Consider the following 25,121-nt stretch of genomic DNA (forward strand, 5'->3'; position numbering starts at 1 on the left):
AAATAAAAAAGGGACCGCTTTCGGTCCCTTTTTAGGAAGAATAGTTAATCGCCAACATACGAATCCCAGCTTACTTCAGCTTGTGGATGCGGGAACTGTCGGAAGATCGTCCCGTTGTCGTATTGGGTAGGAATCTCATTTAGCTTGTCGTATCGCCTTGCGTCTATCCATCGATGTCCCCAAGGTTCTGCCCAAAGGGAGTATCTCCGTTGGTAAAGAATCTCATCGATAAGTGCCTCCGTGCTGGTAGCACCAGCGTAGTCTCCAATACCGGCAGCGTTTCGGATCACATTGATGGCCTCAACCGCATCATCAGACTGACCTAACTGCGCATGGGCCTCTGCTTTTAATAAGATCAACTCTTCGTTTCTGATAAACGGAACCGGTGCGGTATTCGTTTCCCATCGGTTATCCTGATGCGTTCCAATCAATGCACCTGCAGCATCCGTGGTGATGGTGATAGGTGTAGTACGCTCGAAAAACTTGCGACGTACCCGGAGATCTCCCGCCGTAGTGTCAGCCAATACGGAAGGATGCACCACGATCATCGTATTCACCGCAGCGTTTCTTACGTAGAACAGAGGGTTGAAGACGTCTGGCGGGCCGGTGTATGGGTGTGCAGGACCTCTCTGAAGATTACCATTCAGATCCATAAACGAAGCATCCAATGCGGTCAACACGCCCTGCCAGTCTTTACGGTAAATATTCAACCGGGCCAGGATCGCATTGTTCACTTGCCTAAGTGCAGCAAGCGTGTTAAATCCGGCAAAGCCTGGAGTCAGCATTAAAGGGAAATTTCCGGTACCGGCTGCCTGAAAGCTTTGATCGGCTTCCAGAAGAAGGCTTCTCGCGTGGTCAAGCGCTTCTGCATAGGGGACAAATCCACCGGGGTTCAGTTCATCTGCTACGTCGATTCGGATGCCATTGTCATATACGAAGTTTGCCGGTATCATAAATTGATACCCTTGGATCATCTTGGCAAAGCCTATCACTGCTTCCCGTTCTTGAGTACTGATAAGGTTTGTATTTGACGCAGATTCTATCAAGACCCTACCCTGTAGGATTGCTTGGTAGGGGGAGAAGAAGGAACCTCCACCGGTGTTTCCAAAGCCAAAGTAGGAACGATCCGGAACACGGCCAGCCTGACCTAACCAGTCTGTTTGGAATCGCGGATCCGAGGCATTCAAATACCAGATTTCACGACCAAAGGTGTTCCAGGCTTGTGATACATTGGTTACGTATCCCCTATGCCTGGCTTCCAAACCTGTCAACACAGATTGGATTTGAGAACGCGTCGCATTGTTGGTGACGCTGTTTACGGAGGGATTGTTGGGATCATCAATTGGATCCAACTGCAATGGATTGCAACCGCTAAGCAATAAACCTCCTAAAACCAAGCTTGATAAATAGGTTATAACTCTTTTCATTTCTTTATAGGTTTAGTCTTTAGAAGTCCAAGTTGATGTGGAAGAAGATTCTCCTTGGGGTTGGGTAGGGAGCAATGTCCACGTTGTTGTCCACTGACCTGGCTCCAAATGTAGAGGTCTCTGGATCGAATCCGAAGTAGTCGGTAAACAAGAAGAGGTTGTTTCCGGATACACCGAGCCTAACGTTTTCCAGCGCATTTCCGAACATATTGTTCAGCGTGGTTTTAGGAACGGTATAATAAAGACCTATCTCCCGTATTTTTACGAAGGAAGCGTCTTGTACCCACCTTGCCGCATTGTTATGAGGAGCTGGCGGTCGTTGCCTTCCGTTTGGAATACCGTCTCCGTTGTCGTCGTCAAACCAACCCGGTGTGGTTCCTCCCGAGTCAGACAGGAAAGAGGTTAAGTTGATGTTTTCACCACCTTGACGCCATTCCGTCATGATGGACAGCTCCAAGTTTTTCAGAATGTTAAAACTGTTAAAAATGGACATGTTTAACTTGGGTTGTCCGTCTCCCCATATGGTAAATCCTCCGGGAACGCTAGCATCTGCCGGTGTTCCAACAATCGTGGTGGGAGAATATCCTTGCGCGTACAAGAAGGTTCCCAATCCTGATCCAAAAGCCCCTTGGGTATAGGTAGGAATCCCCAAATAGGTCATGTTCAGGCGGTTTTGCCAGTAAAGTACTCTAGAGAACCATTTGAAGTTGGCGTTGTCTACTACGGTGGCCGATAAGCCCAGCTCGATTCCCTTATTCTGGAGTTCCGCTTGATTACTCGGGGTAGACGATAAGCCTGTAGCAGGAGACAAATTCAAGTTCTGAATATTGTTCTGTGTATTTTTGATGTAATAGGTGGCTTCCAATGCGATTCGGTTGCTCAGGAACGCCATATCCAATCCGAACTCAAGTTCAGTAGCAGTTTCAGGAAAAATGTTGGTATTCCCCACTTGGGTTCCCACCACAGATCCCAACATTCCCCCAATACTGGAAGCAGGCAGCTGTGTAAACACGTTTCCAAAGGCTACTGGACCAGCTGTTTCACCGTAGGCAATTCGGGGCTTAAGCTGATTGATTGCCGGAACATCCCAAAAGTCAAAGTTGGCGACATTCACTGCCAAGGAGGCCCTCGGGAATGCATAGAACTTTTGATAGTCTCCGTTCAGCGTGGATTTGTCCCAGCGAACACCCACCGTACCTACAATTTTGTCGTCAAAGTTGGCTTCCTGCTGCAAAAATACTCCCGCTTCTTGTACCATGGTTTTCTCGTCGATAACGATTTCCTGAACATTTGCCTGTTTCAGGTTAGTCTGTCCAGCTACCAGTCCCCGGCCCCGGTTAAACAATGCGCTGTTGTTAAAGTCAAGCCTGACAATACCCGCTTGCGAATTCATGTTTACCTTGCCCAAATTCCAGTTATATATCAACGCAGCTTGGAAGTTGGTGTTGAAGCTTTCCTGCCGCCCTACATACAAATCACCGGGATTTGCCTGACCCCTCTGAAACTGCAGAAATTCCGGCAAGTACACCATCGTGCTGTTTTGCAGGTAGTCCAAGCCACCCGCCACATTAGCTCGCAGGAAGCTGTTATTGGTTTTCAGTAGGTCTATGTCCATGTTAAAAGCCTGCACAAAGCGGTTGACCTCGGAGGTATTTATCCCATGGTCGGTTACTGCTACAGGGTTTTCGGCAAAATAAGGGTTGATTGGATAGTCACCATTTGCATTTGGCCGTAAGTCAAAGTAGTTCGGCACATAGGCAATGCTATATCCGATACTCGCTCCTGAGTTATTTTGGTTGCCCGTGAACCCACGGTCTGTATTGGACTGAATATAGTTGGATGAGAAGCCCAATTTGATCCGGTCAGAAAGCTGATGGTCCACGTTTGCACGGATCGAGTAACGGTCAAATCCGGTGTTCCTCACTGTACCGTCTTCGGAAGTAATGTTGCCGGACAGGAAAAATTTGGTCTTATTGTTACCCCCTGACACGTTGAGGCGCGTATTGCTGAGCAGCGCGGTGTTGTTGTAGAAGAAATCTTCGTAATCGATGCGTGTCCCCTGTCGGAATCTTTCCAATTCCGTGGCGCGTCTAGCTTCTGTGGTGAAGAAGAAATTGATCTTTTCCTCGCTCCAGTCGTCCACACCCAACAGCCTAAGCGGAGTTGCAAAACCGATGTCCTGGGACAAGGATACCTTGGTACGACCTTCAGCTCCCCGTTTGGTGGTAATAATGATTACACCGGCATTGGCTCTCGTTCCGTAGATCGCTGCTGCAGAGGGCCCTTTTAGAATCTCTATTGACTCAATGTCTGCCGGGTTGATATCGGCTAGCCGGTTGGCTCCGTCGTCTTGGGTGTTTGCCCCTGCTCCCGTTACCGCCGCTCTACCTGTTTGCTGGAAGGAGTTGTTAATATATACTCCATCCAAAATAATCAGGGGCTGAGAAGCACCGATCAAACTCGAAATACCCCTCAATTGAATGGAAACACCACCTCCGGGAGCGCCACCATTGGAGCGGATCGTCGCACCGGCTACCTTTCCATACAAAGCCCCATCAGTGGTTTGGATGGTGGTCGTACCAGTCAATTCCCTAGCAGATACCGAACTGACTGCGTTTGCCAGATTGGAACGCTTCACGGTAGACGCCAAACCGGTGATCACTACCTCTTCTAAGTTAGTGGCATCTTCTCGGAGCGTAACCTGTAGGTTGTTGTTGCTTGGACTGACACTAAATGTTTGACTTAAATACCCTAAACGAGGAAATTACCAGCGTAGCGGCCTCGTTGCTGTCAAATGAAATGCTGAATCGACCATCGATGTCAGCCACCGTACCACGCGTGGTATTTCTGACCAATACACTGGCACCTATGAGTGATTCTCCTGTACGTTCATCAGTGACAACACCTGTCACCGTGTATTGGCCATAGGCCATTCCCATACTAAGAACCATCAATGCCAAGCTTAACGAAAACTTGTAAATTTTTACCATTGATCTTTGTTTGATTGTTAACCTTTAATTTTTTTTCTCCTTTACTACGAAAATCGAGCCCCTGCTGAAGGAGCCACCAAAGTCACTTGCAGTATCAATTTGATTTTAGTGTAAACATATAAATGTTATTATAGTTCAATTTGGCGCTCAGGTAATTGTAACCGCCGCTTTCCCGAAAAATCAAAGGGATTGTTGAAAAGGGATAAAAGAATGTTTTTGATAAAGAACTCAGTTGGCTTGTTTGTGTGGTAACTTTTCCTGAAAATAATTGTTGGCGTTTAGGCCATTTTTTATAGTTTTATTACGGCAAAAATCGGTTTTATAATTTTGTGTTAAAGCCAAAGATCACGAGGGAACAGGAAATATAATTATTGTTTTTTGGAAGAATTAGGAATAAAATGCCGTGTAGTTCTGAACTTAAATCCAATAGCTTTTTGAAACCAAGGGGGTATTTCGCCATATCACGGTTGAAATTGCAGCCTATATCACTTAGTTTTGGCCTTAATTTTCTTCCTGCCAGTATGAGTGAACACATAAGCGGAATTGCCATGACCACTTGGCGCTTGGCCAAAACTCTGTGGGACTATCACCACACCAACCATGTGTTGGGCGAGGCGGATTGTATCCTTGTGCTTGGAAGCAATGACCTGCGTGTGGCTGAACGAGGCGCGGAATTGTACCTTCGTGGTTATGCGCCCTTGCTGGTGTTTTCGGGGGGATTGGGCAATTTCACCCAAGGGCATTGGAATGAGCCCGAAGCGGATAAGTTTGCTAAAATCGCCTATCGCATGGGCGTGCCCGAAGATAAGGTGTTGATTGAAAACAAATCCACCAATACCGGTGAGAATATCCGCCATACGCAGCGTCTTTTTGCTGCCGAGGGACTGAATCCAAACCGCTTTATTGTAGTGCAAAAGCCTTTTATGGAGCGGCGTACCTTGGCTACTTTTAAGGTACACTGGCCAGAAAAAGAGCTCGTGGTTACCAGTCCGCAAATTTCCATGGAGGATTACCCTAATGACGAAATCAGCCCGGATCTGTTGATCAATGCCATGGTCGGTGACCTACAACGCATCAAGATCTATCCCGAGAAGGGTTTCCAGGTTTACCAAGAAATCCCCCCTGCTGTCTGGTCGGCCTATTTGGAACTCGTACGATTGGGATATGACAAACACTTGATCGTAGAATAAACGTTTTAAAAAAATTGGCTTTTCGGTTTGTCTAAGCATCTGTCCCACTTTTAGTTGAGGGCTGTCGCTAAATTTTCGATGGTATTTAGTGATAAACGAACTTTCTTGGCAATTTTGGCAAAAAAGTTATTATCTTCAACTTCTTAGCTTGATTTCCCAACAAGAAAGCGCACTACCACCGATCACCCAATTACCAACCTGCGTATGAATCCACGCATTTCTCAAGCGGCCGGCTTGACATTTCTGTTCCTGCTAGTCGCACTTTTTGGGCTCAAATTTAAAGAGTCCAAAGAACCGCATAAACCGAAATCCACCAAGTTTTCTCCGCGGCTCGAGGCGGTTCGGCAATTTGCGGAAACAGTCCTCGAACGCGCCGGAGATACCTACCGGGATATACCCACTCCGTTATTTGTAGACGGGTTGCGGGTGGTGGATTATGCCCCAGTAAAGTGGCTGCACGAGGGAGAGGCTTGGATTCCCTCTAATTTGGCCAATCAGCAAAACCTATTTCGCACATTTGTAGGGTTAAGTAGACTTACCGGCGATAACCGCTACATGGATGCCGCAAAAGCTGCCATGTCGTATGGCTTTGCCCATCAACAACATGCGAATGGGTTGATGTATTGGGGAGGGCACCGGTTTTTTGATCTGGCGTCCGGCCGCTTCGTGGGAGAGGGCTACCGCCATGAGTTTAAGTTTACGCTGCCTTATTATGAATTTATGTGGGAGGTGAATCCCGCAGCTTGCAGAACCTTCATGCGAGCTTTTTGGAATGCCCATATACTTGATTGGGAATCCATGGACATGAATCGTCACGGAGCCTATGAGACACCGTCTGGTAAACTTTGGGATCATTCGCTAACCGATTCTCCGCCATTCTTTGAGGGTGACGGCCTAACCTTTATCAATGCCGGCACAGATTTGATTTATGCCGGTTACATGTTGTATCAATTGGATGGAGATGTAGGTGCTTATACCTGGGCCAATCACTTGGCTAAAAAGTATGTCGAAGCCCGTCATCCGGAGACGCAGCTTGGTGTATATCAGTACAGCAAGCCCATACGCAAGGACACCCCGCCTGCTTCCGGTTCTTTGCCCACCACCTCCAATTTCGGGGACCGTGCCGAGAATCAGTTTTCCGCTGATTTTGGGGAAGTTGCCCGAGAAGGGTACCTCCTGCGTAGTCCGGGTTCCATCTACGGGCACAATGCCATTATTCAACTACAGATCGCAGAAAAGATAGGGTTGGAAGGGGAAGAGCTTCTGGGTTGGACGGTGGCTGGCCTCAAGGCTTGGGCGAAATTCGGCTACGATTCCGTCCGGAATCATGCCAAGCCCATATGGGCAGATGGAACAGACCTATCCGGGTACGAAATTAAGCGGGATGGCTATTACGGCAAGGCGGGGACCAAGTTTGAATCATCAACCGTACCGTCGATTCTACTTTGGTCATATGCATTGGCTTTTCGGCTATCCGGTGACCCGGTGTTGTGGGAGACGGTACGGCATATGTCCAAGGGGTTTGGTTTGGGAGACTTGGGTATATGGGGAGAAAAACCCCACGTGAATTTGGGTACACAGGCATCGGATCCCTTGATGCTTTTTGCCATCTTGGAACTGGCGAAGGCTTCTGATCGGGCCGAATTCCGCGTATTAGCGGAGCGAATAGGTGATAATATCCTTTATCAACGTTTTAGAAGGGGTTTGTTCACCCCAAGTGCCGATCATCTGTATGCCAGTGTCAATGCAGTAGAACCACTTGCGCTGTTGGCATTAGAAGCTATGCTGACCGGAAAAGAAGGGTTGGTGCCTGCATATAACGGAGGTAGTGGCTATTTCCACGGTCCTCACGATGGCTTGGGACGGACTACCGATTTGGCGGTATTTTGGAATGCCAAAAAATGAAGAACCCCTTGTTCAATTATTCCTGGATAAAATCCGGCTGTGCATTGGCTATTTTTGGCGGGATGCGAATTCCGAGGTACTAAAATCAAGGGTATTTATCAAGTGCATCACATCTGACTTGATATATTCGATAATTGGGGCTAGGGAGTCATTTTTCACAGCCGTGTTAAAATACAAGGCTCCCCGTAAAAAGTGGCTAGTCGAATCGGTCACCAAAAACTGAAACTGCGTAGGTACTTCCCCTGTCAATTCGGCTACCATCCCAGCGTAACCGGCTGGGGTACGAACCACCATTTCGTCAATACCGTACGCTTTGATTTGATGTTTGGAGGTCAGGGAAAGCGCATCGTCCAAATAGGCCTTGAGGGTGGTTCGCTGCCCGTCTAGGGCCTTATAGGTTAAGTGTACCCTTGCCTCCCATCTGGGGTAGTGTAGGTTGATCCACTCTTTTTCTTCCGGGTTAAAGCGGTCTGCTTCTACGAGGGCATATTTCGAGTATTCGAAGCGATAAGGCAGATCGCCTGCCAGTGGCAAAAAGGCCGGTTCGGGCAGATCGATGCGGTTGTAGCCCTTGGGTTTGGGAATAAAATCCGACTGGCAGGAAGCTAAAGACAGCGCCAAGCCAAACACAATGATCAGTGAACGTAAGCTAAAGCGATTATGGTGGAGGTGCATGTATTTGCTCATACGTTTCTATAATTGCTATTGACGGGTTTGTAGTATACCATACAAAAAAAGCCTTGGAAGAATTCCAAAGCTTTCTGAAAAGAGCTGTCGAAAGAGGCCCGCTACATCTTTGCGCTGTAGTTAGGTGCCTCCCGGGTGATGTTTACATCGTGCGGATGAGACTCCCTAACTCCGGCTGTGGTGATTTTCACAAACTTGCCGTTTTTTTGCAGGTCGTCAATGGTGGCAGTACCACAGTAACCCATGCCGGCCTGCAATCCTCCTACTAACTGGTAAAGTACTTCGGAAACCAGTCCCTTGAAAGCGACCCGGCCCACAATCCCCTCTGGCACCAGCTTTTTGATATTGTCTTCCGCATCTTGAAAGTACCGATCTTTTGAACCGGATTCCATGGCTTCCAAAGAGCCCATACCTCGGTAGGATTTAAACTTTCTGCCTTCGTAAATGATAATTTCTCCGGGGGCTTCTTCTGTGCCCGCAAGGATAGATCCGATCATCACGGAGCTGGCTCCTGCGGCAATAGCCTTTACCACGTCACCGGAGTAACGGATTCCCCCATCTGCGATGACGCCCACACCGCTGCCCTGCAATGCCTGTGCGCATTCAAACACGGCAGAAAGCTGGGGCACGCCCACTCCGGCAATAACGCGGGTGGTACAGATACTTCCCGGGCCCACACCAACCTTAACGGCATCCGCTCCTGCTTCGGCCAACGCTAGTGCTGCCTCCGGGGTGGCAATGTTGCCTACGATCACATCTAAGTCAGGGAAGGCATCCTTGATTTTTTTACAGGCGTCGATGACGCCTTTAGAATGTCCGTGGGCCGTATCAATGGATACGACGTCTACCCCGGCCGATTTTAATGCCTCTACACGTTCCACGATGTCGGCTGTAACACCCACTGCAGCTCCTACGCGCAAGCGACCAAATTCGTCCTTGCAGGCATGGGGTTTATCTTTTCGCTTCAGAATATCCTTGTAGGTGATCAGTCCGGTCAGTTTCCCTTCTTCATCGATGATCGGCAGTTTTTCGATCTTGAATTCCTGCAAAACCTCCTCAGCCTGTTCCAACGAAATACCCGCTTTTGCCGTGATGAGGTTGTCTTTGGTCATGATTTCGCGGATATCGCGATTCATATCCTTGATAAAGCGTAGGTCACGGTTGGTAATAATGCCTTTAAGGAACCGGTCCTTATCCACTACGGGAATGCCTCCAATGTTGTATTCCTTCATAAAGTGCTCCGCATCTCGTACTTTGGAGTCAATATCCAGCGTGATGGGATCCAATATCATGCCGCTTTGGGAACGTTTCACTTTACGAACTTGTGCTGCCTGCTTTTCGATAGGCATGTTCTTGTGGATAAAACCCAAACCCCCTTCCAGCGCAATGGCAATGGCCAGTTCGGCCTCCGTTACGGTGTCCATAGCCGCAGAAACCAAGGGAATTTCCAGCTTGATGTTCTTGGTGAGATAAGAAGAAGTGTCTGTTTGTCGGGGAAGAACTTCGGAATAACCCGGTACTAAAAGCACATCGTCGTAGGTGAGTGCTTCATAAAGAAATTTATCGGAATTTTTGTTCATGGCAAATGCGTTAGGGAACCGTATTTGCCCGTCAAAGATACTATGTTTTTTATATGTAAATCAACTGTTCTTAAAAATTTCTACCAAAGATGCTAAAAATCGCATCCATTTCAGGAATTTTCTTTGGCACACAAGGTAAACTTCCCGGAAATCCCGCTTGGATTGTCGTTGGGTTCGAGGTAATGTAGGCTGGCTAGCGGATCTTTTCCATTCGGGCAATGTAAAATCCATCAAAACCACTCTCGTGCGCCAAGATCTTTTGATCGTCCAATAGTTTGAATGATTTGCCCGACTCGGATGCCAAAAACTGCTCCACCTGCAGCTCGTTTTCCTCCGGGAGGATACTACAGGTAGCATAAACCACCTTACCACCCGTTTTGACCATGGAGGTATAGTTTTGTAGAATATCTTGTTGTATGCCTTTTACTCGTTCTATCTCTTCCAGGCTTAATTTCCATTTGGAATCGGGATTTCGCTTGAGCACACCCAGCCCCGAACAGGGGGCGTCCAGTAGCAAGCGATCTGCAGTATTACGAAGCCTTTTGATGGTTTTGCTTCCTTCTATGACCCGGGTTTCGATCACGGATATGCCGGCCCTTCGGGCCCTAAGTTTGGTGTTTTTTAACTTATAGTCCAATACATCCATGCTTAGAATCCGTCCTTTGTTCTCCATCAGGGCAGCTAAATGCAATGACTTGCCTCCAGCACCCGCACAGGCATCTATTACCCGCATGCCGGGCTCCACATCCAATGCCCGCGCCACCAACTGGGAAGAAGCGTCCTGCACTTCAAAATAGCCTTCCTTGAAATAGGGTGAGCGAAAGATGTTTTGCCGTTGATCCAATACCAGTGCATCCGGATAGCCTGCGGGCTGATGGTTGCCAATGCCTTCTGCTAGCAATTTTTCGCTAAGACCCTGGGTACTTATTTTAAGCGTGTTTACACGCAGCACTACCGGGGCAGCTTCGTTTAACGCCGCCATCTCGGCATCCCACTTGTCGCCAAGGGATTGGGCTCCGAGCTGATCCATCCAATCCGGTATGGACTCGAGCACGGAGCGCTGTTCGATTTTTGCCAATCTATGTTTCACCTGACGGCTATCCAATCCATGAAATTCCTTCCAGTCGGGGAGATTCTGTTCTTTCCAAAGCAGGTAGGTGCCCAACATTTTATACAGATCTTTGCTCGGACTTAGCGCCTGAATCAACCGCCACCAACGAACCATCTCGTAGACCGTTTCGGCAACAAAACCGCGATCTCGGGCACCCCATTTGGGGTGGGATTTCAGTGTCCGCTCGATGACTTTATCTGCATAGCCCTGTTGGTTAAATATGGCATCCAAGGCTTCGATTACCCCCTGAACGGTATTTTGATGGAGTTTCATAGGATTATAATTGCTTTTTCACCGGTCTGGATTTGTTCTGAACCGAAGGTAAGGAGTAATGCCTAGCCTGTAATTCCTTCATGGGAGCTCTTTACACAGGGGCACGTTATGTCAAATTTTTTAAATTTAGCCTGCAAATATACGGATTTACTCTCCGCAAGACCTAATCTCTTGCTTTTGGTTGTAAGCTACCCGATCGGCGGCCGGTTTGGGAGGAATTTGGTATATTTGTTCGGTATGGGAGAAAAGAAATGTCCGCACTGCGGAGCTTGGTCTAAATGGAACCAACATATACAAGATACCTGCGAGCATTGTGGCGAAAAATTGGGCGGTGCGGATCTGGCCTACCACGAAAAACGCTTGGCCCAGGAAAAAGCCAACCGGGAAAATTGGATTTTTTATATCAAAGAAACCGATGGCGAATTTGTCCAGCTGGTGAAGAAGGTGGGTAATTTTTTCTACACCCTATACATCGCCATCATTACCTTTCTGGCCTGGCTCATCGCTGTCCTGCCTGGCTAATGAAAATTTGGAAAAATCCCTATTTTCTCGGACCCTGTGTGGCTTTTTGGGCAAATCAGTACCTTGAAAAGGGTGTAGGGATCTTTGTGCCACTGCTATTTAGCTACTTGGATGATTTACTGGCCATGCCGGTTATTTTGGGCACCACACTGCAGGTGTTTCGTTGGATTCATCCTGCTGGTGCGCTTTTTCGTTTTTCCTCCATGCAGATGGTAGTGGGTGTAGCCTATATCAGCCTGCTGTTTGAAGTGCTGTTACCGTTGTGGTCAGAAATTTACACCAGGGATTTTTGGGATGTGGTTTGCTATGCGATAGGGGCCTTGTATTTTTGCCATTTCATCAATATCCCAACCGCTAAATAAGTCCTTGATGGCTATAACTGTCAGACAATTGTATCTCGCCGATAGGGAAAAATTATTGTCTTCCTATTCGAGGGAAGAGTCCGAAAGCCTGGTACGCTGGTTAATGGAGCATTACCTGGGGGTTTCTAGAAAGGACCTTCTCTCGGATAAGACGCTGCCCGAGCTGCCGCAAACCTATCGGTCGGCCATGGATCAGCTGATTGCCGGTAGACCGGTACAATATGTGCTGGGGGAAGCACCGTTTTATGGCAGAACGTTTCTGGTAAATGAAGCCGTGCTGATTCCTAGAAGAGAGACCGAGGAGTTGGTGTATGAGGTAGTGCAAGGCCAACGCGCGCCGGGGCTGCGAATGTTGGACATCGGCACGGGCTCCGGCTGTATTCCGATCACCCTGGCCCTAGAGCTACTTGATTCGGAGGTCTATGCCGTTGATATTAGCCCAGAAGCCTTGGAACTAACCAAACGAAACGCCCAGCTTCACGGGGCAAAAGTAGGGTTTCAGCGCTTGGATATTCTAAAGGAGGCATTGCCATGGAAAGACCTTGACGTCATTATCAGTAATCCACCCTATGTAACTGAGCGGGAAAAGGATCAAATGAGCGGTCATGTCCTACTACATGAGCCCCATCTGGCACTGTTTGTGCCGGATCGTGACCCGCTGATGTTCTATCGGGAGATCGCTAAAAAAGCACTGGGTGCACTTAGGCCGGGTGGTGTGCTGTATGTAGAGATCAACGAAGCGTTTGGCTTAGAGACGGTCAAACTGATGGAAGAGAATGGGTTTGTGAATGTGGTCCTAAAAAGGGATATGCAGGGGAAAGACCGCATGGTGATGGCCCAATTAGCCCTGTAAATTGCTACCGAAAAACTCCCCCACCCAAAATATCCCCGTGCTTTTGAAGTGGATAGTCCCCTCTTCGGTTTCCACAAAAGTAGCATGCTGGATTTGATGCACCGTATTTTCCCGTTCCGTTCCGACTTCCACAAAGCTGTTCTCCTGTCCATGCAGTTGGATACTGCCTCCAGGCATCCATTTTTTAAATGCGGGATCTTTTACCGGAAAGTACCGAAGCGGACCATCAAAAATCACCAAATCCAGTTGCGGAAGAAAGGGCTCAAGGAGCGGAGTCTCCCGGTGGTCGTAGCCGATTATGTTGACGGCTTTTTGGCCGGATTGGATCAGGTATTCGAGCCCCGAGACCAATTGACTTCTTCCCTCCAAATTGATCACTGTTAGGGGAAACTGGGCATCGGCGATTTCAGCGAAGGGCTGGTCTAATGGAGTCTGAGTAACTAGCGCATCAATTTTGATGCCTTGAGAGGCCAGATTTTCCAGAACCTCTAGTGTGGCGACCACTGTAGGTACCCACTCCAGCAACTCGCCGATCACCTCTGCGTGCAAGCTATCCACGGCAAGTATAAAAAGAGCGGGTTCTTGATTCTCTCGGACGAAATGGTGTGAAGACATGATCGAAACACTGCAAGTTGGAAATGGCAAAGGTAGCGATAGATTGGGCATTTATGCACTTTTGGGTTAGATAGCCCATTTTGCACCGTCTTTCTATGGAATTCTTCGGGGACTTTTTGCGAGAAGGTGTTTTATGCCTACTTTTAGGGCTATTAAATCGATTGTTTTCACACGCATCTTTCGAGAGCAATATCCTGACAGTTATGGCCATTTCCCAACCGATTAATTTCTCCAAGTGGATAGAAACAAATAGACACCTTCTGAAACCACCCATTGGAAACCAAGTCATGTACAAGGGAAATGATGACTTCATCGTCATGGTAGTCGGAGGGCCAAACTCCCGCAAGGACTTCCACTACAACGAAGGCGAAGAGTTTTTTTACCAAGTAGAGGGAGATATTACGTTGAAGGTCGTAGACGAAGGAGAGGTGAAGGACGTCGTGATTAAAGAAGGCGAGATGTTTCTGCTGCCAGCTAGGGTACCTCATAGTCCAAGAAGGCCGGCGAATACCATAGGTTTGGTATTTGAGCGGTATCGTAGACCCGGAGAGAAAGATGGATTTATCTGGCATTGCGAGCAATGCGGCCAAAAACTGTACGAAGAATATCAGGTGGTAACCGATATCGTCAGTCAGCTGCCTCCCATCATGGAGCGATTTTGGAGTGATGCGGCGCATACCACCTGTAGTTCGTGTGGCACGGTGATGACTAAGTGAAGCTTTTGACAGGTGTCGCTTGCATATCTAATTTATTGGCTATATTTACAGAAATCAGTGTATTAGTATGGAAAAGGGAAATTTCACAGGTGATTTTTCAGTGACATGCTCAGCGGAAAAGCGTCGCACCGCCCGTTATTTTTGGCACAATAGGGCTTTTGTAGCCTAGTCCCCTGCTGCAAGGGATGGCAGGGGAAGCGTACCCGAGTGGAATACGGATCCGTGTATAATCCTACGTTGGCTTTTTCGGAATTCGAACCAAATAGATTACATTATGCCATCAGATAGTGTGTTAGTTAGTCTTAGGCAAAACTACCTGTCGGAAGTAGCCGAATCAGATGAAAAACCTACTATGCAAAAGGGAATTTGGTGGCTAGGAAAACCAGAAAAGAGATGAAGTGGGTTTATAGTATCAAAAATAAAATGATGGCGGCGACGTGCTTGGCTTTGGTGCTCATGTTGGTGCTTATGAATAATTTTTCAGAACGTGAAAACACGCTGAAAGTCAATAAGGCCATCCATTCCATTTATGACGATCGATTGATTGCGGAAGGCTGTATCTTTCATTACCTAAACCATTCCCATCAGATCATCGAAGCAATTGATGAAGTCGGTGTCAGTGTCCGGGAGAAAAGGCAGGCAGTGGATGAACGGCTTCGACAGGTACGCGGGATCCACGAAGACTTTTTGCAGACAACCTTTACTGATCTGGAGTCGGTGGATTTCGATGCGCTGACAGCACTTTATGCCGATATGGAACAGGCATCGGCCCAGGGTAACTTGATTCAGGTAAGGATATCAGCGAAAGAAACAATAGGATTGTTGGAAGCCCTTTCTGATATCCAACTCGCAGAGGCCGAGAGTCAAATCCGCGAGATTAACCGCATCAACAGTTCAACTATCCTGCATTCGTATATGGAGGTGGCGGTATTAATTGTGATAGCCGTGTTTATCCAAGCGTTGGTATTGGCTTCCAAATCACTAAAAGAGGAAGTAATCAAGTCGGACCCTAGCCTAAATTAGCTAAGAGACCGGAGATTAGGCCACACCGTACTGCAACCGTTTCTCGCTGGTTTGTTTTGGTAAGGTGGTCATAAATCTGTCGAAGATCATCGAGCAAGCAGCCGATAAAATCGGAGCAGGCCGTATTTCAATCGGCACTTCTCCTTATATTTGTCCTGCACGACCACCATTAGAAAAAAGCCCATACCCTGACTACATGTCTTTAAAAGCCTTTCAGTACGCCGAGTCTTTTGCGTTGCAAATGGATGGGCAAGATCCGTTAAGGGGATTTAGGGATTGTTTTTTTATTCCCGAGCAAAACGGCAAGCCGGTGGTTTACCTGTGTGGAAATTCGCTTGGGTTGCAGCCCAAGCAGGTGGGAGAATACATCCAAAAAGAGCTCGACACATGGGCTCACCTTGGAGTGGAGGGACACTTTCAGGGGGAAAATCCCTGGGTATATTACCGCAAACGATCCAAACATACTTTGGCTTCCCTTTTGGGAGCCTGCGAAGAGGAAGTGGTTGCCATGAATCAGCTGAGTACAAACCTTCATCTGCTCATGGTTTCTTTTTATCGGCCGCAGCCTGGCAGGTATAAAATTCTAACCGAATCAGGGGCATTTCCTTCCGACCAATACATTTTCGAATCTCAGACTAGGTTTCATGGATATGACCCACATGACGCCATCTTGGAGGTCGCCCCAAGGCCCGGTGAGCACATCCTGGAGACTAGCGACATTTTGGATGCGTTAGACCGACATTCCTCCGAACTGGCACTTGTGGTGATGTCAGGAGTACAATATTACACTGGTCAGCGTTTCGATATGCGACATATCGCAGCAGCGGCCCGCCAAAAGGGTATTCCTGTGGGTTTTGATCTGGCCCATGCCGTAGGCAATGTACCCCTTTCCTTACATGATTGGGGGGTAGATTTCGCTACCTGGTGCAGCTATAAGTATTTGAATTCCGGTCCTGGCAATGTATCCGGAGTGTTTGTACATCAACGTCACGCAAAGTCGTTTGACTTGCCCCGATTTGCAGGCTGGTGGGGATACGACGAATTGACGCGTTTTGAAATGAAAAAGGGCTTTAAACCCATGCCGGGAGCGGACGGATGGTTGCTGTCAAATGACAACGTTTTAGGGCTCGCCGCACTTCAAGCGTCACTGGATTTGTTCTTAGAGGCCGGTTTAGAAAATTTAACCAAAAAAAGTGAACAATTAACCGGGTATTTGGAGTTTTTATTACATCAAGTGACCAACGGTAAAAACATCCTAGAAGTGATCACCCCCAAAGATCCTGCCTCCCGAGGAGCGCAATTATCGGTGTTCGTTCACAAAGGAGGAAAGGGGCTCTATGACAAGATTTCGGCATCTGGAATAGTTTGCGATTGGAGAAATCCAAATGTTATCCGAATTGCGCCCGCCCCTTTGTATAATAGTTACGAAGACATTTATAAATTTGCAGTTGCTTTGGATCGTGCGCTTGCCGCCTCCGATTGAGCAAATGCTAACAGATACACTACCACACCATTCACGAAATTACCATCTCATGAGTCAACATATCAGTATCCTGGGTGCAGGATTAATTGGATCTCTAATGGGTGTTTACCTAAAAAAGAGAGGCCTGGACGTACACATATATGATAAGAGGGCGGATTGGCGTACCCAAGTATCCAACACAGAAGGTAGGTCTATTAACATGGCTATTAGCCATCGGGGCTGGAAAGCCCTCGAAAAAGCAGGTCTAAAAGAAAAAGTGGAGGCCCATACCATCCCGATGTACGGCAGGAGAATACACGATGAACATGGGACCACCTATTTTCAACCCTACGGTAAGCAGAACGAGGCCATTTACTCCATTTCCAGGAATATCCTGAACAGCGTGCTGTTGGATGAGGCGGAGAAGGCTGGCGTTGAAATGCACTTTGAGCACAAAGTAGAACACGTAGATGTAGCTGAGAATAAGGTTTATTTTTCGATCCCTGATGGAAAGGCTAAAGCAGGTGAAAGCTCGGTGATTATAGGTGCTGACGGAGCGTATTCTTCTTTGCGAAGTGCCATGCAGAAGCAAATGCGTTTTAATTATCGTCAGGAATACATTAGCCACGGCTACAAAGAATTAAGCATTCCCCCTACCACGGACGGGGCCTATGCGATGGACCCCAATGCGCTTCATATTTGGCCTAGGGGAAATTTCATGCTGATTGCCCTGCCCAATAAAGACAAATCCTTTACCTGTACCCTGTTTCTCCCCTTTGAAGACGAAAAGGTGTCCTTCGATAAACTTAGGGACAAACAGGATGTGGAGGTCTTTTTCAAGACGTATTTTAACGATGCGTACCAGTTAATGCCTACCTTGCTAACAGACTTTTGCAATAACCAAACGTCGGCGCTGATCAATATCGAGTGTTACCCTTGGACAGTCAACCACTGCCTGCTGATAGGTGATGCCGCACATGCGATTGTGCCATTTTACGGACAAGGGATGAATAGTGGTTTCGAAGATTGTTTTATTTTGGACGGATTGATTGAGAAGTATGGGACATTCTCTTGGGATCTTGTGTTCGAAAAATTCCAGAAGAACCGGAAGCCGGACACGGATGCCATTTGCAAGCTTGCCATGGATAACTTTCGGGAGATGTGTGACCGTGTTGCGGATCCACGATTTCTTATCCGAAAGAAAATTGAAGCCAAGCTACACGAGCTGTTCCCTTACGAATGGGTACCTCTATACAGCATGGTTACTTTCACAGACATCAAGTATTCGGAAGCCTACGCAGTAGGAAAATTGCAGGAAGCGGTATTGGATAAAGTTATGAGAGATCCCTTTATCGCTCAAAAGTGGGAAAACTTGGATTACCACGCCATTTTGGACAACGTAGAAACCTCCAAGGCTGTTTAGTTTCCACTGTACACAACTTAGTCGAATTGCCTAGGCCACCTCAAAGCGTTTTGGGATGGCCTATTTTTTTCATTGTCTATTCGGGATAGAGCGCTTGTTTCCATCGCCATTCAAAGCCCTTGTTCCCTTGTAGTCCGCCGGAGTGGATCATAAGCAAGCGGCTGCCAGGACGAAAATAGTCCTTTTCCAGTAGGTCTAAGATACCCATGACCATCTTGCCGGTGTAGATAGGGTCTAGCGGTATCCCCGTTGTTCTGAAAAAACTCCGCATCAATTCTAACAATGCGGCACTGTGCTTGGCATAGCCCCCACAGTGGTAATGGGTAAAGATTTCCCAGTCAGCCGCAGGATTGAGTGAATGGTTCCGTAGCAATTCTTCGAAATCTGTTTGGACAAAGTCTCCTTTCAGAGCCGAAAATCCCAGAATATGCTGATGAGCGTTGGCTGATGCAAGTATCCCCGCCATGGTTCCTCCGGTGCCCAGCGAGGTACATATCGTATCGAAGGCACGGTCAGATTCGTCCAATATTTCTTGACAGCCCCTGATTGCAAGGCTGTTGGTACCCCCTTCGGGGATTAGGTAGCAATTGCCGAATTGCTCCCGTAGCATCTCAATTACCTGAGGGCTTGATTTATTTCGGTAGGTGTTGCGCTCCATGGGGAAAAGAATCATGCCCATGTCGCTAGCAGCTTGCAGTGTTGGGTTGAGCGGGGTGCTTATTTCCCCACGGATACACCCTATGATCTCCATTTTAGCCAAATGCGCCGCCGCCGCAGCACTGTAGATATGGTTTGAAAAGGCCCCCCCAAAGGTAAGCAAGCGCTTAGTGCCTTCTCTTTGGGCATGCAGCATGTTGTATTTTAACTTGTAATATTTGTTTCCCGAAAGCAGCGGGTGAACCAAGTCTAGGCGTTTGACAAACCAATCAACTTTTTTGGTTTCTAAGATCGGAAGGACTACCCGTTGCAGGGGAGCTGTTAAAGGATGAGGGAACATACTCCGTGATTTAATCACCAAAAGTAGGATTTTCTACCCATGTATGGTTTAGATTTGCGAGATGGTAACAGATTTGCAAGGTGAAGATGATTATTCAGAGGAGGACGATTCCGAAGTTAGCCACTTTGAGCTGAGGGTGGATAAGGGACAAGAGATGGTGCGTATCGACCGCTTTTTGACGGATAAGACGGCCAATTTTAGTCGAAGTAAGGTACAGCAAGCGATCGAAAACGACGTGGTCAGGGTGAATGGACTTGCAGTCAAGTCAAACTATAAGGTAAAACCTGGAGACCTGATTACTTATTGGCTTGCCAAGACTCCCCGTCCCACCGATGTGGTTCCGGAGCCCATTCCCTTGGATATTATATACGAAGACGATCACCTCTTGGTGGTAAACAAGCCAGCGGGGATGGTGGTCCATCCTGCGCATGGTAATTGGACCGGTACATTGGTCAATGGCTTGGCGTATTATTTCAATCAACTACCCGAGCTGCCGGGAAATTCTGGAAGGCCGGGCTTGGTACACCGAATAGACAAAGATACCAGCGGCCTGCTAGTGGTCGCCAAATCTGAAAAAGCCATGACCCACCTCGCAGAGCAATTTTTTGTGCACAGTATAGAACGTACCTACTTGGCCCTCGCATGGGGAGAACCCGTAGAGGATCAGGGAACCGTCGATGTGCCCATTGGCCGCAGTGCCAAGGATCGCAAGGTGATGGACGCGTTTCCCGAAGGAACCTACGGAAAGCGCGCCGTCACTCATTGGCAAGTGCTCAAGCGGCTTCGGTATGTGAGTTTGCTTTCCTGTCGCTTGGAAACGGGCCGTACCCATCAGATCCGCATCCATATGAAATATGCCGGCCATCCCCTCTTCAACGATGCGGCGTATGGCGGAGATAAAATCCGGAAAGGCACCCAGTTTTCCAAATACAAAACCTTTGTACAAAACTGCTTCAAGATACTTCCCCGGCAGGCTCTTCACGCAAAGTCCTTGGGTTTTGTACACCCTATTAGTGGCAAAAAAATGTATTTTGAGACGCCTCTGCCGCAGGATATGGAAGACGTAATCCATAAATGGGAAGAATATGTCAACCAAATGCCCTAATTAGGCTTTAGGAAATTAATAAAAATCCTAGCCATACTTTATGTGGTTTTGCTTAATGAGTATGTAAAAGCCCACCTTTTTAAAAATAATGTAAAAAAACATCTTTTTTGATCAATTAATTTTCTTGAAACGATGGTTTTATTAGATTTGTTGCAACAAAAGCAAACAAGCTGACTGTTGTCAAACACTACACTGTAGGATGTTGAAATTGGCAGACAAGCCCTCCTGTCTCGGGGGTGGAGGATCCAGATTTATCTGGTGTACTGGATAAAGCACACATCGAGCTCAATGTGTTGCCTAACAGCTCCGTGGAGGTTCGAGTCCTTCTCCTACAGCGACATACGAAATTGTACCGAAGAAACGTTTAATTAGGAAATGAAAGATTTCCAAATAAACGTTTCTTTTTTTTTGCCTTTGGGCCGGATCAGTTATTTTTTGAATTATATTAATTTAATTTTGTGTTTGTAAGAATAAAGTATGAGTGAAGCTACCGAAGAAAAAATACGTGTAAATAGGGGAGTAAAGGTACTTCTTAGGGTGCTTCTTTTTTTGTTTGTCTTCGTGTCAGTAGCTCAAGCGGTGTTCTATTTCGGTTCAGACCGCTTATTGAGAGGCTACGTGCAGCGGCAGGTGGATGAAGTATCCGGCGGCAAATACCGGGTGGATTTTGATGGTTTTAGGGTATCGCTACTGGAAAGGGGCGTATTTTTGACGGGGTTTTCGCTAAGCCCGGTAGATAGTACCCTTTTTGAGCAAATTCACGCAACCGTATACAAGGTCGAGGCATCCGAAGTCAGTGTAAAGGGACTGGGTTTTCGCTTCCGAGAAAAGATTCTGACTATTGGGCAGATCAGACTCAAGGAGCCCATGGTGCGTTTTAAGCAGCCAAGTGCAGCGGGACAAAGGGCAGATTCCGTGGACGTTTCTCCGCTGAGGCAATTGGAGCTCGAAATTCAGCGTTCATTTGGCGAAAACCTAAAAGATATCCTGATAAGGGAGTTATATATTGACGATGCCGATCTGTTGTTGGTGAATTTTATTAGTCAAAAATCCATCACGGCGGATCATACCAGCTTGTATATAAGAAATCTCCAACTTGCCCAGGTGAACCAACCCATACCATTCAATGCCGAGGGATTTGAGTTGAACCTGAGTAACTTTGAAATGCTTTTGGCAGATAGTATCCACCGCGTTTCCGCGTCAATGGTGCAGGTTTCTTCCCTCAACAAGGCCATAATGGTGGAGAAAATGCGCATCATTCCTGACCGTGAACGGGAGGCTACGGTCTATTATGAGATTGGTTTAGACAATTTGGAATTGAAAGATGCGGATATTGACCAGATCTTTTATTCCTCGGATGTGAACATTGGCAATCTCCTGCTGGTGGAGCCACATTTTATACTGCACACTGATAGGGGGTTTTCGGAGAGGGACGATTTGAACATCGAAGTAAACCTATACAATCTGATTCAGGATATCCTCTCTTCTATTTCAGTAGAAAATTTGAATATTCAGTCGGGCTATTTTTTGCAGCAGGGTATACAGGACCCAACAAAAAATCGCATCGAAGCAGAGGAGATTTTTTTTCGAATGATGCAGGTGTATATCGGTCCGGAAGAATCCCGCAGGCAGAATCAGTTTTTTTATGCCGATGAAGCGGAATTGAATATTTCCCAAGTCCGCCTGGCGTTGGCAGATGGGATTCATTGGGTAAATGGGGAAAATGTAAGGATCAGCTCCTTGGAGGATAAGGTGTCGATGGAGCGCATTCGGATTATGCCTGAGCTCGAGGAGGGGGAGGATCCCGATATACCACTATTTGAAATAGCCGTTCCCTTTCTAAATTTCAGCAATGCAAATTTGAAGAAGGTGTACAACGAAAACGTGGTGGATGTCGAGGATTTGCGGATTACCTCTCCGAAGGTTGTCTTTAGAGACCTTAAAGGAAAGGAAGGAGGACAGCAGTCGGGAACTACTTCGCTGCGGGGCCTAGTCAGTGAGTACCTTCGGGCGATATATGTGCAAAATCTGGAAATCACCGAGGGGCAATTGGTCATGGACAATCATTTGCGGGTGCGTCAGGATAGTCTTTCTTTTGGCAAGATCGATCTACTACTTCGAAATTTTCAGTTGGATGACAAGGTAGACGCCGACCTAGACAACAAGCTTTTCTATGCCGAGCACCTGAGGCTAGAGATAGAAGATTATGCCTTAAAGCTTTCAGACAACCTGCATCTTTTTTCTGCGGACCGAATATTGATCGATACCGAAAACGAGCTGTTAGATATGGAGGGGTTTCGGCTGCGGCCCTCTACCCAAGAGGATGTTTCAGGCCTGCTGGAGCGTTATGGTCGTACCACCGTATTGGACGTAGACATACCGCGATTCACAGCACACGGGGTGGATATTACTACCGCTTACTTTGAGGAATTACTAAACATAAAGCACATCGATATTCCTTCTCCGACTATCAAGTGGACCCGGTTTATTCAGAGGCAAGAGGACGAAGATGACTCGGGTGGAGGAATGGAACGTACCGACTTATATGACCTGCTTTCCAATTACTTCACCGAGGTAAGTATAGACTCTCTCACCTTGACGGAGGGATCCTTTACATACGATAACTTCGTCAACGAAGCTTTTCAGTCTTTTGCTGAGAACGATATTTCCGTCACGATTAAGAAGTTCTACTTGGATGAAAACGTAGCGCTGTCAGAATCTGGCTTTCTCTTTGCAGATGAGGTGGATATAGGTTTGAACAATTACGTTTTTAACATCGCGGATGGCCGGTATCAGGTGGTGGCGGACCGCATTGCTTTCAATTCTGCCAAAGAAGAAATATCGACTTTCAATGTACGGCTTTTGCCCCAGCGAAAGCTGGATGGCAAGGTGAGTATTTCTGCGACCGTTCCCGACATGAGTTTTGGCGGGGTGGATTTTGAGGAGTTTTTGTTTGAAAATCGCCTGAAACTCGACCGATTGCGGCTGTTGGATGCCGATGTGAAATTGTCCATCAATCGGAGGGTAGAAGAAGACGATGTCGCTGGTGTTTCGAGAAGGGATCGGCGCCTACCAAAAACCATTGACGCCGTGCAGATAGGTGAAATCAGTGCTCAAAATGCCCAGCTTAAAGTCTCCTATAACGAAGAAGACGAAGACATCGAACTGATCAAAACAGGTATCAGCCTCTCCCTGTCCGATTTTATGCTAGACTCTGCCAAGCTCGCCTATGGTGACATCGCTGCATTGTTCAGGAATATGGCCTTGGAGGTGGACGATTTTTCGGTGGCTCTGAAGGATAGTGTGCACACCGTCAAGTTTTCGAATATAGAACTGGACGTGGATAAGGAACTTATCATAGTAGATAACCTTCATATCATCCCCAAGCGCTTTGACACCGAAAAGGGCCAACCTGTGATCGAGGCTACCGTGCCGCAGGCAAGTATAACCACCAAATCCCTCCGGACATTTCAGCAGACCGGTGATCTCGATATCACTCGGTTGTTATTGACCAATCCCGAAGTGTCTGTTTATTTGGATAAGGACGAAATAGCCATACTTAAACCGGAGGAAGAGAAGGAGAAAATCCAACAAGCGGTGCTGCAATCCCTCAATATCGCCTCCTTTGAAATGGAGAACGGACAACTGAGTATCCGGGAGAAATCAAATCAGGAGGAAATCAACGGGCTTAAAAATATCGGTCTAATGTTAAGCGAATTGAGCTTTGACTTTACCCAACCTATGGCGATCAACCCGCAATTTCTTCTGCGTAAGGATTACCGGTTTGAACTTACCGATTATGAGATCAAGCTTCCTGATAGCCTCAATACCGTATTTATTGAACGGATTTTACTGCGTGGAGATCAGCTTACCATGGAAGGTGTGTCTTTGATGCCGCGGATAGGAAGGTATCACTACGCCCGAAAGGTTGGATCACAGGTGGATGTCGCCGAGGTTCAGATAGCGCAGTTGATTTTTGAGGGAATTGATGTACCAGCTTTTATCGAAAGCCAACAAGTAACCGCATCTTCCTTGCGCATAAACAGCCCTACCGCCTTTATTTTTCGGGATAAGCGGGTTCCTCGTGCCGAAAATGTGTTCCGAAAAATGCCTCAGCAGCTTATGCAGGATATCAAGGCCTATGTGAATGTGGATGAAATTTTGATAGAAAACGCCGCAGTTACCTACGAGGAATTTCCGGAAAACGGCATGATTCCCGGTCGCATTTCCTTTACCGAGATGGATGCCTCGCTCCGACCTTTCCGATTGGGCGCAGAAAGCGTTGACAGGGAAACCATGCGGTTAGATGCGACCATGATGCTGAATCATGCAGCAAGGCTAAACGTGAACCTACTCCTTGGATTTGAAGACCCGTATCCGGTAAATTTGGAAGCATCTATAGGTGAATTCGAGCTTTCTGCGATTCATTCCATCTTGGAAACAAACGCTTTTGTTACCGTAGAATCGGGTCTGATTCGTGGCGGGGAATGGCATTTTGCGGCTGATAAGCACCGGGCGATTGGTGAGATGACACTACGATACAATGACCTGAAAGTGCGGCTTCTCGACGAACGGACTTTGGAAGTGGCCCGGGGCCGTAAGGGTGTACTCACCTTTGTGGTAAATGCACTAGCGCTCCGCAGTAATAATCCAAGGAAGTTATTCAGCCGGCTGGTAAGCTCCAACATCTACCAACGGCGGGATACAAGTAAGTTTATTTTCAACTACCTATGGAAGGCCACCTTCTCCGGATTAATGGGAAGTTCGGGTATTTCCCAACCCAAAATCCCCCGAAAGGAAGAAGAGGAGTAGTACAAAGGTTCTGATGTAAAAAGTACTCCGGTTAAAGTGGAAGGCCCTCCCAAAATTTTTTTTAGCTT

General features: G+C 47.3%; 17 protein-coding genes and 1 pseudogene. 11 read left to right on the forward strand and 7 right to left on the reverse strand.

What is annotated here, in order from left to right:
- Nucleotides 1-44: 44 nt before the first annotated feature.
- Nucleotides 45-1,427 (reverse strand): RagB/SusD family nutrient uptake outer membrane protein, encoded by a 1,383-nt coding sequence (locus IAQ59_RS12850; protein ID WP_209331220.1) that lies wholly within the window; start codon nucleotides 1,425-1,427, stop codon nucleotides 45-47.
- Nucleotides 1,428-1,446: 19 nt separating this feature from the next.
- Nucleotides 1,447-4,417 (reverse strand): annotated as a pseudogene (locus IAQ59_RS12855) (SusC/RagA family TonB-linked outer membrane protein).
- Between the two features lie 521 nt (nucleotides 4,418-4,938).
- Here IAQ59_RS12855 and IAQ59_RS12860 point away from each other — a divergent pair.
- Both IAQ59_RS12860 and IAQ59_RS12865 read left to right on the forward strand, forming a co-directional pair.
- Nucleotides 4,939-5,607 (forward strand): YdcF family protein, encoded by a 669-nt coding sequence (locus IAQ59_RS12860; protein WP_245189583.1) that lies wholly within the window; start codon nucleotides 4,939-4,941, stop codon nucleotides 5,605-5,607.
- A gap of 204 nt (nucleotides 5,608-5,811) precedes the next feature.
- The gene (locus IAQ59_RS12865) at nucleotides 5,812-7,512 is read left to right on the forward strand and encodes a hypothetical protein (protein WP_209331221.1); all 1,701 of its coding nucleotides are present in this window, start codon (nucleotides 5,812-5,814) and stop codon (nucleotides 7,510-7,512) included.
- 48 nt (nucleotides 7,513-7,560) lie between these two features.
- Here IAQ59_RS12865 and gldD read toward each other — a convergent pair whose 3' ends face one another.
- The 3 genes from gldD to IAQ59_RS12880 form a co-directional block, all read right to left on the reverse strand.
- Nucleotides 7,561-8,199, reverse strand: coding sequence for a gliding motility lipoprotein GldD (gldD, locus tag IAQ59_RS12870; protein WP_245189584.1), 639 nt, complete (start codon nucleotides 8,197-8,199; stop codon nucleotides 7,561-7,563).
- Nucleotides 8,200-8,300: 101 nt separating this feature from the next.
- A complete protein-coding gene (guaB, locus tag IAQ59_RS12875) occupies nucleotides 8,301-9,779 on the reverse strand; it encodes an IMP dehydrogenase (protein WP_209331222.1) in 1,479 nt (492 codons plus the stop codon).
- Nucleotides 9,780-9,972: 193 nt separating this feature from the next.
- Nucleotides 9,973-11,163, reverse strand: a complete 1,191-nt coding sequence (locus IAQ59_RS12880) for an RsmB/NOP family class I SAM-dependent RNA methyltransferase (RefSeq protein WP_209331223.1) — start codon at nucleotides 11,161-11,163, stop codon at nucleotides 9,973-9,975.
- A 237-nt stretch (nucleotides 11,164-11,400) separates the two neighbouring features.
- Here IAQ59_RS12880 and IAQ59_RS12885 point away from each other — a divergent pair, with 237 nt between their 5' ends.
- From IAQ59_RS12885 to prmC, 3 genes are read left to right on the forward strand one after another with little or no spacing between them, the layout of a single operon-like run.
- Entirely contained in the window at nucleotides 11,401-11,685 is a 285-nt protein-coding gene (locus tag IAQ59_RS12885) for a hypothetical protein (RefSeq protein ID WP_209331224.1), read from the forward strand.
- Entirely contained in the window at nucleotides 11,685-12,047 is a 363-nt protein-coding gene (locus IAQ59_RS12890) for a magnesium citrate secondary transporter (protein ID WP_209331225.1), read from the forward strand. The genes IAQ59_RS12885 and IAQ59_RS12890 overlap by 1 nt, the downstream gene beginning before the upstream one ends.
- A gap of 7 nt (nucleotides 12,048-12,054) precedes the next feature.
- Nucleotides 12,055-12,900, forward strand: coding sequence for a peptide chain release factor N(5)-glutamine methyltransferase (gene prmC / locus IAQ59_RS12895; protein ID WP_209331226.1), 846 nt, complete (start codon nucleotides 12,055-12,057; stop codon nucleotides 12,898-12,900).
- Here the strand turns inward: prmC and IAQ59_RS12900 are convergent.
- Complete coding sequence (locus tag IAQ59_RS12900; RefSeq protein ID WP_209331227.1) at nucleotides 12,889-13,515, reverse strand: thiamine pyrophosphokinase; 627 nt, start codon at nucleotides 13,513-13,515, stop codon at nucleotides 12,889-12,891. The genes prmC and IAQ59_RS12900 overlap by 12 nt on opposite strands.
- A gap of 203 nt (nucleotides 13,516-13,718) precedes the next feature.
- Here IAQ59_RS12900 and IAQ59_RS12905 point away from each other — a divergent pair, with 203 nt between their 5' ends.
- From IAQ59_RS12905 to IAQ59_RS12920, 4 genes are all read left to right on the forward strand, one after another.
- The gene (locus IAQ59_RS12905) at nucleotides 13,719-14,231 is read left to right on the forward strand and encodes a 3-hydroxyanthranilate 3,4-dioxygenase (RefSeq protein WP_209331228.1); all 513 of its coding nucleotides are present in this window, start codon (nucleotides 13,719-13,721) and stop codon (nucleotides 14,229-14,231) included.
- 393 nt (nucleotides 14,232-14,624) lie between these two features.
- Nucleotides 14,625-15,254 (forward strand): hypothetical protein, encoded by a 630-nt coding sequence (locus IAQ59_RS12910; RefSeq protein WP_209331229.1) that lies wholly within the window; start codon nucleotides 14,625-14,627, stop codon nucleotides 15,252-15,254.
- Nucleotides 15,255-15,450: 196 nt separating this feature from the next.
- On the forward strand, nucleotides 15,451-16,737 hold the full coding sequence (gene kynU / locus IAQ59_RS12915) for a kynureninase (RefSeq protein WP_209331230.1): 1,287 nt from the start codon (nucleotides 15,451-15,453) through the stop codon (nucleotides 16,735-16,737).
- A gap of 49 nt (nucleotides 16,738-16,786) precedes the next feature.
- Nucleotides 16,787-18,139 carry an FAD-dependent oxidoreductase gene (locus IAQ59_RS12920; protein ID WP_209331231.1) on the forward strand — a complete coding sequence of 451 codons (1,353 nt, stop codon included), beginning with the start codon at nucleotides 16,787-16,789 and terminating at the stop codon, nucleotides 18,137-18,139.
- Nucleotides 18,140-18,215: 76 nt separating this feature from the next.
- Here the strand turns inward: IAQ59_RS12920 and IAQ59_RS12925 are convergent, their stop codons facing one another.
- A complete protein-coding gene (locus IAQ59_RS12925) occupies nucleotides 18,216-19,136 on the reverse strand; it encodes a 1-aminocyclopropane-1-carboxylate deaminase/D-cysteine desulfhydrase (RefSeq protein ID WP_209331232.1) in 921 nt (306 codons plus the stop codon).
- Between the two features lie 61 nt (nucleotides 19,137-19,197).
- Here IAQ59_RS12925 and IAQ59_RS12930 point away from each other — a divergent pair, with 61 nt between their 5' ends.
- Nucleotides 19,198-20,241, forward strand: a complete 1,044-nt coding sequence (locus IAQ59_RS12930; protein WP_209331233.1) for an RluA family pseudouridine synthase — start codon at nucleotides 19,198-19,200, stop codon at nucleotides 20,239-20,241.
- A gap of 477 nt (nucleotides 20,242-20,718) precedes the next feature.
- Nucleotides 20,719-25,053, forward strand: coding sequence for an AsmA family protein (locus IAQ59_RS12935; protein WP_209331234.1), 4,335 nt, complete (start codon nucleotides 20,719-20,721; stop codon nucleotides 25,051-25,053).
- The last annotated feature ends 68 nt before the right edge of the window (nucleotides 25,054-25,121 follow it).

Origin of the sequence: Lunatimonas salinarum, from assembly GCF_017811155.1 — a bacterium.
Classification (GTDB): Bacteria; Bacteroidota; Bacteroidia; order Cytophagales; family Cyclobacteriaceae; genus Lunatimonas; species Lunatimonas salinarum.